Annotated in this window: 11 protein-coding genes and 1 pseudogene; 5 read left to right on the forward strand and 7 right to left on the reverse strand. The window is 65.1% G+C overall.

Annotated elements, in window-relative coordinates; translation table 11 throughout:
• Positions 1 to 29: 29 nt before the first annotated feature.
• Genes AB0313_RS10655 through AB0313_RS10665 form a run of 3 tightly spaced genes read right to left on the reverse strand, consistent with a single transcriptional unit; the run spans position 30 to position 3,224 of the window.
• Entirely contained in the window at positions 30 to 1,328 is a 1,299-nt protein-coding gene (locus AB0313_RS10655; RefSeq protein ID WP_366305445.1) for a glycosyltransferase, read from the reverse strand.
• Positions 1,325 to 2,329: a glycosyltransferase gene (locus AB0313_RS10660; protein ID WP_307304926.1), complete on the reverse strand. Its 1,005-nt coding sequence runs from the start codon at positions 2,327 to 2,329 to the stop codon at positions 1,325 to 1,327. Before AB0313_RS10660 ends, AB0313_RS10655 begins: the two co-directional genes overlap by 4 nt.
• Complete coding sequence (locus AB0313_RS10665; protein WP_366305516.1) at positions 2,322 to 3,224, reverse strand: glycosyltransferase family 2 protein; 903 nt, start codon at positions 3,222 to 3,224, stop codon at positions 2,322 to 2,324. The genes AB0313_RS10660 and AB0313_RS10665 overlap by 8 nt, the downstream gene beginning before the upstream one ends.
• A gap of 433 nt (positions 3,225 to 3,657) precedes the next feature.
• On the opposite strand from AB0313_RS10665, the gene AB0313_RS10670 reads away from it, so the two are divergent.
• The 5 genes and pseudogenes from AB0313_RS10670 to AB0313_RS10690 all read left to right on the forward strand — a co-directional run bounded on the left by AB0313_RS10670 (position 3,658) and on the right by AB0313_RS10690 (position 9,730).
• Complete coding sequence (locus AB0313_RS10670; RefSeq protein ID WP_366305447.1) at positions 3,658 to 5,055, forward strand: hypothetical protein; 1,398 nt, start codon at positions 3,658 to 3,660, stop codon at positions 5,053 to 5,055.
• A pseudogene (locus AB0313_RS10675) lies at positions 5,052 to 5,174 on the forward strand (PKD domain-containing protein); the annotation flags it as partial. The gene AB0313_RS10670 and the pseudogene AB0313_RS10675, both read left to right, overlap by 4 nt.
• A gap of 102 nt (positions 5,175 to 5,276) precedes the next feature.
• Positions 5,277 to 5,897 (forward strand): hypothetical protein, encoded by a 621-nt coding sequence (locus AB0313_RS10680; RefSeq protein WP_366305449.1) that lies wholly within the window; start codon positions 5,277 to 5,279, stop codon positions 5,895 to 5,897.
• Between the two features lie 316 nt (positions 5,898 to 6,213).
• Entirely contained in the window at positions 6,214 to 8,901 is a 2,688-nt protein-coding gene (locus AB0313_RS10685; protein ID WP_366305451.1) for a LuxR C-terminal-related transcriptional regulator, read from the forward strand.
• 169 nt (positions 8,902 to 9,070) lie between these two features.
• Positions 9,071 to 9,730 (forward strand): NeuD/PglB/VioB family sugar acetyltransferase, encoded by a 660-nt coding sequence (locus AB0313_RS10690; protein WP_307304937.1) that lies wholly within the window; start codon positions 9,071 to 9,073, stop codon positions 9,728 to 9,730.
• Positions 9,731 to 9,812: 82 nt separating this feature from the next.
• Here AB0313_RS10690 and AB0313_RS10695 read toward each other — a convergent pair whose 3' ends face one another.
• The 4 genes from AB0313_RS10695 to AB0313_RS10710 all read right to left on the reverse strand — a co-directional run bounded on the left by AB0313_RS10695 (position 9,813) and on the right by AB0313_RS10710 (position 14,637).
• Positions 9,813 to 11,117: a M18 family aminopeptidase gene (locus tag AB0313_RS10695; protein ID WP_366305453.1), complete on the reverse strand. Its 1,305-nt coding sequence runs from the start codon at positions 11,115 to 11,117 to the stop codon at positions 9,813 to 9,815.
• Between the two features lie 22 nt (positions 11,118 to 11,139).
• Positions 11,140 to 12,543 carry an amino acid permease gene (locus tag AB0313_RS10700; protein WP_366305455.1) on the reverse strand — a complete coding sequence of 468 codons (1,404 nt, stop codon included), beginning with the start codon at positions 12,541 to 12,543 and terminating at the stop codon, positions 11,140 to 11,142.
• Between the two features lie 277 nt (positions 12,544 to 12,820).
• Entirely contained in the window at positions 12,821 to 13,714 is an 894-nt protein-coding gene (locus AB0313_RS10705; RefSeq protein ID WP_366305457.1) for an ABC transporter permease, read from the reverse strand.
• Complete coding sequence (locus tag AB0313_RS10710) at positions 13,714 to 14,637, reverse strand: ABC transporter ATP-binding protein (RefSeq protein WP_141944852.1); 924 nt, start codon at positions 14,635 to 14,637, stop codon at positions 13,714 to 13,716. Before AB0313_RS10710 ends, AB0313_RS10705 begins: the two co-directional genes overlap by 1 nt.
• Positions 14,638 to 14,761 lie beyond the last annotated feature (124 nt).

The following is a 14,761-nucleotide window of genomic DNA, read 5'->3' on the forward strand; positions in this document are numbered from 1 at the left end:
CGCGACCAGCACACATGCTGACTGTTGCCTTAGCTGCCCGCGGCCCTGCGCGCCTGCAGATATTTGTAGGGTCCGAACGCCACAGCCAGCAGCTGCAGCCAGACGAGCCTGGCGGCCTGCGCCTCAAGGGACCCATGGACCGGGGGGCCCTGGAGCGCGGGCTGGACGGCACGCGGGCGGTGGTTGAAGAACTCAAGGCCCACCCCCCAGCTCCTGGCCAGCGCCAGCCTTGCCGTCCGGGGGTCCATCATGACCTTGGTCATCCAGGCCCCCAGCCCGTTTCCGTAGCCGCGGGCCTGCACCCGGAGGTCTTCAAGCCCGTCCCTGTGGCGGTGCCAGACAATGGCCGCCGGCTGGACCACCAGGGCGTGTCCTTCGAGGATCACCCTGGTGAACATGTCAATGTCCTCGCCGCCTCCGGTTGGGGTTCCGACCCCCAGGGCGGGATCGAAACCGCCAAGTCGGAGGGCTGCCTGGCGCCTCAGCGCGAAGTTGGCCCCCGTCCCGAAGGCTCCGGGACTGAAGGGAAATTTCGGAAGTCCGGCGGGCGGGTCTGCCAGCGAGTAGACCTGCGGAACCAGGCTCCGTGACCAGCTGACCTTGGAGTCGAAGTAGCCTTGGGCAGGTGTACGGAGTTCCCCCGCCGGAACCAGGCCCGTCACGCATGCCGCCCCCGGGACAGCATCGAACGCCGCCGCGATTTCCCGCAACCAGGACCTGTCCACCACCACGTCATCGTCCGTAAAGGCCACGAGATCTCCCCGTGCGTGGCGGAGGCCGGTATTCCTGGCGTGGGAGAGGCCCGGAACGGGTTCCGTCACCAGCCGTACCCGCAGGTCCCGGAACTCCTGGCACACCAGTTCTTCCGTGGCGTGCGTTGCCGGCGCGTTGTCCACCACGACGACGTCAAAATGCGGGTAATCCAGTGCGAGGATGGTCATCAGCGCACCGCGCAGCTGCTCGGTGCGATCCCTCGTGCAGACCACCACCGTGATGTGCGGAGCGGCTACCGCCGCGGGAAATGACGGAACTGGAGGCAGTGCCGCCAGGGCGTCCTCGAAGACAGCCCGGTCCACGATTCCCGCCGGCGACGGCACATCGACAAATCCCCGCACAGCCCCCGACGCGCGCACCAGCAGCCGTGCCCGTTCGTATCCAGCATGGTTCTCCAGTTCAAAGCGGGAGCAGTCCGCAAGGTCCTCCAGGTCCACCGACCCGATCCACCTTGCCCCCGGCCACGCCGGGGGCAACCGGGACTCCATGGCGGGCACCAGGATCAGTGCCTCGCCCTGGAGCTCCTCGAGCACCTGGCTGGCGCCTTCGCTCATTGGACTTCCCTCCACTGGCCGCCGGCTGGGGCCAGGACCTGGCCCTCTTCTTCGGGGCCTGTCCAATGCTGGAGGCGGCGTCCCTGGAAGTATCCGGCGGCTGTGCAGGCCAGGACCGCGATTACCGCGCCGGCGCGGCCCAGCCCATCGGCGCTGCCCTCGCGCCCCCAGGATTTGAGGCCGGTGAACACCGCGCGGGGAAGCACGCTGCGGACATAGCGGCGTTCCGGTCCCAGCGCCCGTTTGTGGCCTACGAGCTGGCTGACCTGTGCTTTGGACAGTCCCTCCGACCACGACCTGGACAGCATGTAGCGCCACGTTCCGCGGGAGGCGGGCACGTGGTGGTGGACCAGTGCCGCGGGTTCATAGACGATGCGGGATCCCGGCATTCCCATCCGCGAGCGGATGCAGATTTCGGTCTCCTCGCATCCCAGCGGCAAGGTGCCTTTGCGGCCAAGGGACTGGTTGAAGCCACCCACCTGCCGCAGCACCTCAAGCCGGAAGGACATGTTGGCGCCGATGACGTTACGGACCTCCGACGCCACCCGGGGCAGGCCGCGGTGGCTGCAGCCGACGATCCAGTCCAGTTCCTCGGCGAAGTAGCCCGGACGGCCGGATTCCCACAGGGGGACAACTTTCCCGCCCACGGCCAGGACGTCGGGGTCGTCGTACAGCGCAACCAGCCGTTCCAGCCAGTCCGGCGCGGCCTCGGCGTCGTCGTCAAGGAAGGCGACGATGTCCGATTCAGCGAGCCCGACGCCGGTGTTCCGGGCCCCGGACAAGCCCGGAAGGCCTGTGCTCTCGACTACGGCAACGTCGTCGACGATCTCGACGAGCCGCTCGTACAAATCTTCGTTGTGGTCGATGACAACCAGGACCTGGTCCGGGGACAACGTCTGGTTGCGGACGGATTCGATGACGTCCAGCAGCATGCCCCACCGCCCTGAGGTGTAGGCACAGATCACCACTGTCACGGACAGCGGCTTGGCGCGGTCAAGCATGCTGCGTCACCGCCGTCGCAATCCAGGTGTCCTGCGGTTTCACTGCCGGCGCGAGGACGCTGTGCGGATCCACGGGGAGCCTCGGGAACCGGACGTTGGAGTAGGTGTACTTCACGCGGCGAAGCGCTTCGGGCCGGGCACCGGCCGTGGGCGCCTCCCAGAGCGTGCATTCCCGGGCCAGCGTATGCAGCACCCGCCACCCGTCGCGGAACGTCTGGAGGTTGGATGCCCCTGATATGCGGTCCAGCTCAAGGCTGGGCACTTCGGCGATCCGCAGGCCCCCCCTTGCGGCGCGGACAATGAGCTCGGTTTCGATCTCAAAGCCGTCGGACTGCAGTTCAAGGACCTCCAGGCATTCACGCCGGAAGGCGATGTACCCGTAGCAGAGGTCGGAGTAGTTGCTGTGCAGAACAGCGTTCGCAAGTCCGGTCAACGCCCTGTTGCCGGCTTTCCGCAGCCGGGTCAGGTCCTCGGACCCGCCACCGGTTACGTGCCGGGAACCTTTGACGAAATCGAAATCGTGCTGGAGCGGGGCAACGAACCAGCCGATCTCCTGCGGGTCCATGCTTCCGTCCGCGTCCAGCATCACGATGATGTCCCCGGTTGCGGCCGCAAAGCCGGCGCGGAGTGCCACACCTTTCCCTTTACGGGTTTCGTTAACCACCACCACGTCGGCACGCAGTGCTTTGGCCACTTCTACGGTGTTGTCTTGAGAACGCCCGTCCACGATGATCACTTCATCGACATAGGAGGGCATCCGGCGAAGAACCCAGGGAAGGTTCTTTTCCTCGTTCAAGGTGGGGATGACCACGCTGATTGAGGCTTGTGGAGATAAGAGTCCCGGCTCCGAAAACAGAGCTGGAAGTTGGGGCGAAATCGACAATTGCCTCACCACTTCATGACAGTTCGGATTCTTGACAATGCCCGCCGGCCATTTGGCCGCGGCATCAACGCTTAATCCGGTCATGGGTCTGGTCGCTGTCCCCCAGCAACCCACCGCCAATCCTCTGGCCGTTCCGGAAGACTACCCCCTACCTAATGCGGGTATCACGAGTAGTAGGTACTCGCTTTTTACCTAGGGTTTACCCCTGTTGGGCAAGTAAAGGGCTCGGGGACGGTGGAATTCATTAGGTATAGGGGATTGCGGAAGACCCAAAAAGCGTTGGGTAGGGGATGCGGAAAACCCCTTTTTAGGTAAGTCACCTGCATTGCCCCGACGGGGGACCGGGCATACGCTTCTCGGTACTTGGGGGCTGAAGGGCTGTTGTGGACTGGGCCAACGGGCGGACGTTCCCCCACTTTGTTTCCTATGCCCCAGGAGTTCCGCTATGAAGCTCAGACGCACCCATCTTCTCAGAAGAACAGGCCAGGCCCTCGGCGTTGCCCTGGTCCTTGCAGCCTCCGTCCTCGGCCTGCCGGGCGCGGCCGTGGCCGACACCGTTTACGGCACCCAGAGCATTGCCTACTCAGGAGTGTCCAATCCGCCAACCTCGGACAAGCCACAGAGCAAGCTGTGGTTCAATGACGGCTCCTGGTGGGCGGATATGTGGAAGTCCGGAACGGGCTGGAGCATTTTCCGGCTGGACCGGGCAACCAAGACCTGGGTGGACACCGGAGTGGTCAACGACACCAGGGGCACCACCCTGGCGGACACGCTGTGGGACGGATCCCACCTCTACATCGCTTCGCACGTCGTGACCATCACCGGTGACGGGACTCCCAATCCATCCCTCTCCGGCTCGCCGGCGAAGCTCTACCGGTACAGCTATGCGGGCGGCAAGTACACGCTGGACAGCGGCTTCCCCACCACCATCACCAACAATTCCAGTGAGTCCATGACCATTGACAAGGACACCACCGGCAGGGTCTGGGCCACTTGGACACAAGTCGCGGGGAACTCAACGTCCGGATTTACCAACACGGTGTACATGAACGCGGCCACCAACAGCGGGGCCTCGTGGGGTACACCGTTTGTCCTTCCCGTCAGCAACCCGCACCCTGCTCCGGACGACATCTCGGCCGTGGTGGCCTTCGGCAACGGCCAGGTGGGCGTCATGTGGAGCGACCATCTGGCAAATACGGTCTGGTGGGCAACGCACAAGGATTCGGATGCCGCGGCGTCGTCCTGGAAAGTCCAGCCCGCCCTGCGCGGGAACGGCCAGTCCGATGACCACCTGAACCTCAAGACCCTGCAGGCCGACACCAGCGGCCGGGTCTTTGCGGCGGTCAAGACGAGCCTGAACGACATCTCCAGTGACAAGACCCTGCCGCAGCTGATCCTCCTGGTCTTCAAGCCAGGCACGGGGGCGTTCACGCAGTCCACCATTGCCGCGACCGGCGACTGCGTATCTCGTCCGCAGATCGTGCTGGACACCCAGAACAACCTGGTGCGGGAGTTTCACACCGCACCGCCCACGTCTGTTTCGGGCTGTGCCTATTCCGGCGTAGCGGGCAGCATCTACGAGAAGACCGCGTCCATGGACAACCCTGTCTTTGGGTCCGGACGCGGAACACCGATCATGCAGGCTGCGTCGTCGTCGAACATCAATGACGTGACCACCAGCAAACAGAGCGTGAACAACACCACCGGTCTGGTAGCCATGGCCAGCGACAATGTGGCCAAGCGCTACTGGTTCTCGGACCGGCCGCTGGGCACCGCGCCCCCCGCGGGTCAGGCACCCGTTGCTTCGTTCACCCCAATCCCACTTCGGGCACCGCGCCACTGAACGTCACCTTCACTGACACCTCCACGAATGCGCCCACCTCCTGGGCATGGGATTTCGGCGACGGCGGAACATCCACCGCGCAGAATGCCACCCATTCGTACACGGCGGCGGGCACCTACACGGCCAAGCTGACGGCGACCAACAGCAGCGGCTCGTCCTCGGCAAGCACCACGATTAGCGTAGGGACCACCCCTCCCCCGGCAACCGGGGGGATCACCGTGGTGAACTCCAGCACGGCAAACTCGGGAACCGCCGTGACGACCGCCGCTGTACCGGTTCCCACCGGCACCGCTGCAGGGGACGTCCTGGTCGCGGCCATCACCACGGACCTCAACCCGTCCTTGACCGCCCCGGCCGGCTGGACGGCAATCGTCAACGGCCAGTCGATCAACAGTTCGTCCACATCAGGGGCACGGTCGTTCGCGTACTACAAGGTGGTGGGTGCCTCGGATCCGTCAACGTACAACTGGACCCTCAGCTCCGCGGCCAAGTGGGGCGGCGGCATCACAGCCTACCGCGGCGTCAACAACACCACACCACTGGACAGTTCAGTGGTTACTGCCGCCGACACCAGCTACTCGGCCACCAGCATCACGGTGGGCAGCGTTACGACGGCTACCAACGGTGCCATGCTGATCGGCGGAGTGGCATGTGACTGCAGTTCACCGGTGGTGACCCCGCCTTCCGGCTGGACCGAGCGCTGGGAGGCTGCGGCAGGCCAAATTGCGGAGTTGGCGGACAAACCGCAGCCGACCGCGGGCGCCAGCGGAACAGCCACCTGGACCCTTAGTGCCGCGCGGGCTGTGGCGGCCTGGCGTACAGCGCTCAAGCCGGCCGCCTAACGGGAACGCATAACTGAACAGCAACTGAATAGATAACTGAATATGGAACAGGGAGGGGTTCCGGCCAGCCGTTACACGGCAGGCCGGAATTCCTTCCTTTAAGGACGGAGAGCCGGCCCGAGCCGGCTGCCCCTGACAGGTCTTGATCAATTACGGGGGTCAATCTTGATGCAATCCAGCGGCACGGGGTGTGGTGCGTCCGCTGGTTGCCGGGCTATATTCGCATGTACCGGCAGAAGCGCTCTGGGGAGCGGGAGCCGGGACCTAACCGGCAGTGCAAGAATGCGGTCTCCTTCTTTGACGAATTGGGGACGCCATGGCGCTTATCGGCCGAAGCAAAGATCTGGACCGAATCCTTTCGGTCATTCGCTGCCCCAAGGAAAGCGCCCTGGCCGTGGTTGGCCGCAGGGGCATCGGTAAATCCGCTCTTCTTTCAGAGATTCCCACCCTTTCCGATTACCGGACCTTATTCTTGGCAGCCACTGCTGCTGAATCGGATTGGGCATTGTCCGGTATAACGGCGCTCCTCTACGACATGGATGATCCGGTCCTGAACCGGATTGCCGAAAGGCTCCTGCAGGACACCACCGGGGCAATGAGCGTACCCGCAGTCTCCAGCATGCTGATCAACGGACTGCACGAGCGCTCCACATCCCGAACCGTGATTGTCATAGACGATGCCGACCGATTGGACGCGTGCAGCCAGGCAGTCATTGGGTTCATGGCCCGGCGCCTGACCGGAACAGACATCGTCCTGGTTGCCGGCTTACGGGATGAGTCTCCGGAGAGCCAGTTCAGCGGCCTTCCGGTCCTCCGCCTTGGCCCCCTCAGCGACAGCGACACCGTTCGGATGCTGGAGGGCATCCCGGCCAAAAGGACCACGACGGCGGCAGCCCACGCAGTTGCCGCAGCCGCCGGTGGGAACCCCCGTGCCGCCGTCGACCTTTACGGGCTGCTGCTGGACCGGCACACCGAAGGCCAGTACGCCCTGCCCGTCCCGCTGCCCTCCACGGGCAGCTTTGACGCAGAGTTCGCCACAGCTGTCGGCACGTTATCCGCCGGCGCGCGCAGCGTCCTGGACCTGCTTGCGCTGTCATTCCGCAGCGACATTTCGACGGTCAGGGACATTGCTCCGCAAGTGTGGACGAGCGTCGACGAGTTACTGGCCGCCGGAATGGTGAACCGGTCCGGACCGCATCTGATGGTCGTGGACCAACTCCTGCGGGGATACGTATTCTCGGCCATGGCGCCGGCAGTCCGGACGGCCAACCACCAGGCCCTGGCGGAAGCAGCCAAAGCCACCGACCCGTACGCGGCCAGGTGGCACCTGAGTTACATCGCCCTGGACCGGAACACCCCGTTTGAGTTGCTCGGCCATGCTGAGGACTTGATCCGGAATGGTGACGTGCGTTTCGCAGTCGAACACATCGAGCGCGCCCTCGCCATTAATCCCGGGGAACCGGAAACCGCCGCGCCCCTTACCAGCATCGCCGAGCTGCTGTTCAACCACGGCGAATTCGTCTATGCGCAGCGCTATTTGGAATGGGCGAAGCGGGTTACCCGTGACCACGCACTGATCCTCCGGCTCAGCGGACTGTCCCTTAAGATCCAATTTGTCCAGGGGGCCTCGGTCCGGTCCAGCACCGTGCTTCGGCTTGTCAAGGACTTCGGACATCAGGACCCCTCCTATTCCGCCGGCCTTCTGGCCACCTGCGCCCTCTACTTCGCCGAACGGTGGGAACTGCAGGAAGCATCGGACCTCCTGCAGCAGGGCAGCACGTTCCAAGGTTCGGCTTCCACGCACTCCCTCGCCATGGCAGAGCATGCCAGGCTGCTGATCGACACCCTTAGCGGTGACACGACCGCCCTTGGGCGGAAGCACGAACAGACCAGGACGGCCGGAGTTGCCGGCCTCCTGGTGCGGGCGCGGGCCCTCACTTATGCAGAGCACTACGAAAGCGCCAACGAAGCCTTTGCCCTGCTGCGCAGTTCGACAGAACCGGGCCACCGTAACTGTCGGGAAACGGCGGCCTTCATGGCTGTGGACAACGAAGTCCGCGCAGGCAATGTTCGTGCGGCGGTCAGGCTGATCAACGAACTCGAAAGGTCGGAACCTGGGGCCGCCTACTACCGTGGACTGCTTCACCTCTTCAGGGTTTGGCGTGCGTACTCCGTGGGTGATGACGCACAGGCCCGCGTCTGCGCTGCGGAGGCGCTCCGGTGGGCTGCGGCTGACAGCCACCCCGGCCTCTTGGCGCAGATTGCGGCCTGCCAGGGCCACTTCGCACTGCTGAGGGGTGACCTGGCCGAATCCGTGGCCCAGTTGTCACGGGCTGCCGAGATCGGTATGGAGTTTGGCAACCCAACCCTCCTGCGCTGTGAGGCGGACCTGGTGGAGGCACTGGTCCGCCTGGGACGGCACAACGAGGCAACCCAGGCATTGTTGCGCCTGGAAAGCCGCTCCGTGGGGCTGAAGTCGCCGTGGCTGATGATGGCGGTGGCGCGCAGCCGCGCGATGCTGGCGGACGGTGAGCAGTCGCTCCAGCTCTTCAGCCAGGCCGCCGAAACCAGGACCGCGAACAGGCTCGAACGCGCCAGGACGTTGATGTGCTACGCGGAACGCCTGCACGCTTTTGGCAGACTGCGCGACTCACGGGATGCGCTGCTGAGGGCCAAAGTCATGCTGGACGAGGCAGGGGCGGATGCGTGGACCCGGCACCTGGATGCCCTGCTCCTGGACGAACGCATGGAGCCTGTCCGCCCACAGGGCAATCCGGCCATGCTGATGCTCAGCGACGACGAGCGCGCCTTGGCCAAGATGGTGGCGAGAGGGATGCGCAACAAGGAAATTGCCGCCACGTTGTACGTATCCGTGCGCACTGTGGAGGTACGCCTCACCACGATCTACCGGAAACTTGGAGTCGAGTCCCGGGCGCAGCTGACTGCCCTCGCCGCGGATAAGGGGACCACCGCCGCGCAGCCCTATGTCCTGCCCGTTCTGTAGGGAACCACAAGGACAAAACCCGCAGTTTCCGCACTGTGGCCCTCCCAACCACACAAAAACCCAAAGCTTCGCCGTCGGGGCTCCCGGTGTGGCTACCTTGGCACTCACCGGTGAAACCGGGACGGGAAGGAACGACCATGAGAGCGCTGCCAGCAGGCAAGGCCGGTGTATGAGCGAACTGATTCTGGTGGGCGCCAGCGGCCTTGCCCGGGAGGTACTGGCGATGGTCCGAAGCAGCGGGCAATACGACGTTGTCGGCATGCTCGACGACGACAGGGAAATGGCCGGGGTTTCCGTGGACGGTGCTCCCGTGCTGGGCACGGTAGAGGACGCCGGCAGGTACACCCACGCCTTCATGCTGGTGTGCATGGAATTCGGGCGGCAAAGGGAATCGGTGGTGGACCGCCTGGAACTGCTGGGCATCCGGGAGACGCGCTATGCCACTGCAGTCGACCCAACCGTGCAATATCCGGAGGGCTGCTCGGTGGGGAGGGGCAGCATCCTGCTCCGGAACGTCACGCTCACTGCCTCCGTCACCTTGGGGTGCCACGTGGTTGCGATGCCGTCGGTGACATTCCTGCACGACGACGATGTGGCGGACTTCGCCACTTTCGCTGCGGGAGTGTCGCTTGGCGGCGGAGTCCGGATCGGCCGGGCCGCCTACCTTGGGATGAATTCGAGTGTCCGTGAGCGAACCTCGGTGGGAGCCTACGCGACCGTGGGAATGGGGGCCGCGGTGTTGAGCAACGTGCCGGAGGGAGAAACCTGGATTGGTGTCCCGGCGCACGAGATCGACCACGACGGATACGGATGGGGAGGCTTGCGATGAGGTCCTGAAGCAGGCACGGAAGGCCTGTGACCTCGAGAGTAACGGGTGCGGTCCACCAGCCCCGCTATCACCGCGCGGTCGTCTACCTGGCCGGGGTCCGGAAGAACAGCTCGGTCACGGCGGCCAGGCGGAGGGGATCCTCCACCCCACAGAGCTCACGGGCAGAGTGCATGGACAGCAGCGGCACACCTACGTCCACGGTCCGGATCCCCAGCCGCGTGGCGGTGAGCGGGCCGATGGTGGAGCCGCAGGGCACCACGTTGTTGGACACGAACTCCTGGTAGGGAACCTCCGCTTCGCCGCAGAGACGGGCCCAGAACGCCGCTCCGAACGCGTCAGTGGCGTAGCGCTGGTTGGCGTTGATTTTCAGGAGCGGACCCCCGTTCAGCACTGGGTGGTTGGCGGGGTCGTGCCGTTCGGGGTAGTTCGGGTGGACGGCGTGCCCGGCGTCGGCAGAGAGGCAGAACGACGCCGCCAGGGCCTGCCGCCGCTGGCTCACCGTGGCGCCCAGTCCATCGGAGATGCGCACCAGCACATCTTCAAGGATTGGTCCGCACGCGCCGGAGCGGGAGTTGGAGCCGATTTCCTCGTGGTCGAAGGCGGCCAGGACAGCAACCGGCCCACCGGCGGCGCCGGAGGCGGCATGGGCAATCAACGCGGCCAGCCCGGCGTGCGTGGCCGAAAGGTTGTCCAACCGCCCTGATGCGAAGAACTCCCCCTTGCCCCCGAAAACCGCGGGCGCCTGCGTGTCCGCGATGACGACGTCGTATCCGCCAATCTGGCCCGGATCGACGGAGGCTCCGGCAACCGAGGCCGCCAGGACGCCCAGCAGGTCTGAATCGGAAGGATTCCCCAGCCCCCACACCGGGTTCATGTGGCGCTGCTTGTCCAGGGTGAGGCCCTCGTTCACCGCGCGGTCCAAGTGGATGGCCAGCTGCGGGAAGCGGAGCAGGGGTCCGGTGGCAGCCAGGTGCTCCGTGCCGTCAAGCAGGACCAGCCGGCCCGCGAGCCGCAGTTCGCGGTCCAGCCAGGAGTTCAGCAGGGGGCCGCCGTAGATTTCCACCCCCGCCTGGAGCCAGCCGTGCGCACCGGTGGTGGGCCTGGGCTTGAGCTTGAAGGACGGCGAATCCGTGTGCGCGCCGAGGATGTTGAACCCGGTGGCAGCGCCGGCGCCCTCGGGGACGACCCATGCGATCAGGGCGCCGTCGCGGATGATGAAGAAGGAGCCCGGGCCCCCCTCCCACGGCTGCAGTTCGTCCAGGCGGGTGAACCCGGCTTCCTCCAGCCGCCTGCCCCCCTCATGCGCAGCGTGGAAGCTCGACGGCGACGCGCTGACGTAGGCGCCAAGGTCCTGGATGTGGTCTGCAGCAGAGGGGGGCAAAGGCATGCTCCCGAGTCTAGCGCCGCACCTACTCGGCGGGTGCCGGCGCAGGTTCAGTGGCCACCACCGGGCTTCCGGCGGCTGCACCCTTGCCCCGGTAGCGGAGCACGCCCACGGCCACCACCACGGCGGCCAGCGCCAGGGAGAGCAGCAGCGATTCGCGGGTGGATTCCTCGATCACCATGCCGATGAGCAGGGCCACGATGCTGATGATCGCTGCCCAGGTGAGGTACGGGAAGAGCCACATCTTCAGCTGCAGGTCCTGGGCTGCGGCACCCATCCGGCGGCGGAGGATCAGCTGGGATGCGGAGATGACCAGCCACACGAACAGTGCAATGGCGCCTGAGGTGTTGACCAGGAAGAGGAACACGGTGTCCGGGGCAATGTAGTTCAGCCCGACCGTCACGAAGCCCACCACGGTGGAGGCGAGGACGGCGGCGGCGGGAACGCCGCGGCGGGAGATGCGGGTCCAGGAGCGCGGCGCGTCACCGCGGGTGGAGAGGGAGAACAGCATGCGGCTGGCCGTGTAGAGGCCGGAGTTGAGGCAGGAGAGCACCGAGGTGAGGACAACGACGTCCATGATGGTGCCGGCGCCCGGGATGCCGAACAGTTCGATGACGGCCACGTAGGGGCTCTTGGCCACGGAGGCGGAGTTCCAGGGGAGCAGGGTGACCACAATGGCAATGGAGCCGATGTAGAAGACCAGGATGCGCCAGACGGTGGACTTGACGGCCTTCTTGACGGCGTCCACGGGGTTTTCCGATTCGCCGGCCGCGATGGTGGCGATTTCTGCCCCGAAGAAGGAGAAGACCACCACCAGGATGCCGGCCAGGACCGCTCCCGGACCGTTGGGCATGAAGCCGCCGTTGTTGACCAGGTTGCTCAGGCCGGGTGCGGGGACTCCGGGGATGAGGCCGAGGATGGCGGCAACGCCAAAGATGAGGAAGAGGACGATGGCCGCTACCTTGATGGAGGCGAACCAGAACTCGAACTCGCCGTAGGACTTTACGGAACCGAGGTTGGTGAGGGTCAGCAGCACCATAAGGGCAAGGGCCCACACCCACTGGTCGATGCCCGGCACCCAGCGGTGCATGATGGCAGCACCGGCTGTGGCTTCGATACCGAGGACGATGATCCAGAACCAGGCGTAGAGCCAGCCGATGCTGAACCCTGCCCAGCGGCCCAGTGCCTTGTCCGCGTAGGTGGAGAAGGATCCCGTTTCGGGGTTTGCTGCGGCCATCTCGCCCAGCATGCGCATCACCAGGATGACCACCAGTCCGGCGGCCGCATAGGCGACGAGGATGCCGGGTCCGGCCTGCTGGATCGCCGCCCCCGAGCCGACGAAGAGTCCTGCGCCAATGACACCGGCGATGGCGATCATGGACAGGTGCCTGGGTTTCAGGGACTTTGAGAGTTGCTGGTCAGCATGCATGGAAGCGCCGTCCTTGTTGGGGAAATAGCATTGGTTGAGCGACGTGCCGTGGCGGCCACGGGGAGACCGTGTGTTGCACCACATCGTCGTTTCACCCTAGGTCCGCCATTATGCGCCGTGCTTTGTGCAGTCCAACAGATCTGGTTGGCGCCAACAGGACGTGCCTCCAAGCTGGAACCATCAGGGGCAACGGACGTTTTCTCACAGGAAAATTTGTAATGTGCCCGAAACCACGCGCCGGGCTGCTCGTTGGGCCCGGGAAGCCGGGCGCAACCTCCTAGACGTCCCGTCTTTTGAGCAGGACCGCAGCGAGCAGGACCGGAATGACCACCCATGCGCCGAGGACCAGCCCCGCCTGCCAGGCCTCGAGGGTGTCCGGGACGTGCTGGGCGGCAGCCACGGGATCCACCGTGTTTCCGGGGAGGTACTTCCGGGCCTCCTTGAAAAAGTCGCCCGGGATGAGCTGGAAAGCGATGGGTGCCACAAAGAAGATGCCCACCAGGCTCATGATGCCTCCTGCGGAGTTCCGCAGCAGCGTGCCCAGGGCCATGCCGATGGCGGCGACGGCTGCCACGTAGATGCTGTTGACCAGGAGGAGCTTCGCTGACTGTGAACTGCCCAGGTCCAGCTTCAGGCCGTAGTTGTCCAGGATTGGCACCGCCACCATTCCCGCAACCCAGATGGATACTGCGGTAACTGCGAACGACGTCACCATTACCACCACCAGTTTGGCCGCGAAGGCGGGAAGCCGTTTGGGCACCGCCGCGAAGGTGGAACGGGCCATGCCGGTGGTGAATTCCGAACTCATGAGGAGTACCCCGAGGGACCCCAGGATCAGCTGGGCAAAGGCGATACCCGAGGTGGGGGCGCTCACGGCGAGGTCACCGCCCTGGGCTGCCATCCGCCCCGCGGCCTGGGGGTCGCGCGTGGCCGCGTCCGTGAACTGGCCTGTCCCCCAGGCGGACAGTGCCCCGAAGCCGACCATGACCACGGCCGTGGAGGCGAGCAGGATCAGCGTTGAGAGGAGGCTGCGGAATTTGATGATCTCCGAATTAAGGACCCGGAAGAAGGTGGGGCCGGGCTGCGACCGCCTCCCACCAAAGTGGACTGGCGCGGAGAAGGAGGGTGCGGGTTCGTGAGGGGAAGTGGATTCAGCGGTCGGGGAGCTCATCAGTTACCTGCCTCCGCAGCGGACAGGGAGTGGTATTCGACGTCGTCCTTGGTGAGCTCCATGTAGGCCTCCTCAAGGCTGGCAACCAGGGGTGTGAGTTCGTAGATCAGGACCTGGTTTTCCAAGGCCAAAGCGGCGATCGTCCTGGCCTGCAGGCCGGTTACTTCCAGCATCTCAGGTTCGGGAACTTCAATGGACGCACCGCGTGCGGCGAGCAGCTGGCGGAGCGTGTCCGGCTGGTCGGTCCGGACCCGCACCCGGGACTGTCCGCTGCCGGTAATGATGTCGCGGATAGGGGCATCGGCTATCACCCTTCCGCGCCCGATCACGATGAGGTGGTCGGCTGTCTGGGCCATCTCACTCATCAGGTGGCTGGAAAGGAATACTGTCCGCCCCTGGCCTGCCAGGTACCGCACCAGGTTCCGGACCCAGACCACCCCCTCCGGATCGAGGCCGTTGACCGGCTCGTCCAGAATGAGGGTTTGCGGGTCGCCCAACAGGGCGGCAGCGATACCCAGCCGTTGCCCCATGCCAAGCGAAAATCCGCCGGCCTTCTTGCGCGCCACCGCGTCCAGCCCCGTCATGCCGATCACCTCGTGCACCCTCGCTTTGGGAATGCCGTGCGTGGCCGCCATGGCCAGCAGGTGGTTGTAGGCGCTGCGGCTGGTGTGGACGGCTTTGGCATCAAGGAGGGCGCCCACCTCACGCAGGGGTGCCTTGTGCTGCGCGTACCGCAGGCCGTTCACAGTGACGGATCCCGATGTGGGGCGGTCCAATCCCATGATCATCCGCATGGTGGTGGACTTCCCTGCCCCATTGGGTCCCAGGAAGCCCGTAACCTGTCCTGCCCTGACGGTGAAGCTCACGCCGGCTACGGCGGTCTTGGCGCCGTAGATCTTGGTCAGTCCGTTTGCCTCGATCATCAAAAGTCCTTTGAACGGCAGCACCGGGCTGCTGGACGGCGGTGGGTGGTGTGCATTCCCCACGCTACCGACGCCAGTCCTGCTTTTGACCCTTCCCAGGGATGATTCAGGGGTGAATCAGGGT

This window comes from Pseudarthrobacter sp. NPDC080039 (genome assembly GCF_040702335.1).
Lineage (GTDB): Bacteria > Actinomycetota > Actinomycetes > Actinomycetales > Micrococcaceae > Arthrobacter > Arthrobacter enclensis_A.

Excerpts from the sequence above, each read along its gene's own strand:
- AB0313_RS10670 (WP_366305447.1), top strand. The coding sequence starts at position 3,658 with ATGAAGCTCAGACGCACCCATCTTCTCAGAAGAACAGGCCAGGCCCTC.
- AB0313_RS10700 (WP_366305455.1), bottom strand. The coding sequence starts at position 12,543 with ATGCATGCTGACCAGCAACTCTCAAAGTCCCTGAAACCCAGGCACCTG.
- AB0313_RS10690 (WP_307304937.1), top strand. The coding sequence starts at position 9,071 with ATGAGCGAACTGATTCTGGTGGGCGCCAGCGGCCTTGCCCGGGAGGTA.
- AB0313_RS10705 (WP_366305457.1), bottom strand. The coding sequence starts at position 13,714 with ATGAGCTCCCCGACCGCTGAATCCACTTCCCCTCACGAACCCGCACCC.
- AB0313_RS10685 (WP_366305451.1), top strand. The coding sequence starts at position 6,214 with ATGGCGCTTATCGGCCGAAGCAAAGATCTGGACCGAATCCTTTCGGTC.
- AB0313_RS10710 (WP_141944852.1), bottom strand. The coding sequence starts at position 14,637 with ATGATCGAGGCAAACGGACTGACCAAGATCTACGGCGCCAAGACCGCC.
- AB0313_RS10660 (WP_307304926.1), bottom strand. The coding sequence starts at position 2,329 with ATGCTTGACCGCGCCAAGCCGCTGTCCGTGACAGTGGTGATCTGTGCC.
- AB0313_RS10655 (WP_366305445.1), bottom strand. The coding sequence starts at position 1,328 with ATGAGCGAAGGCGCCAGCCAGGTGCTCGAGGAGCTCCAGGGCGAGGCA.
- AB0313_RS10695 (WP_366305453.1), bottom strand. The coding sequence starts at position 11,117 with ATGCCTTTGCCCCCCTCTGCTGCAGACCACATCCAGGACCTTGGCGCC.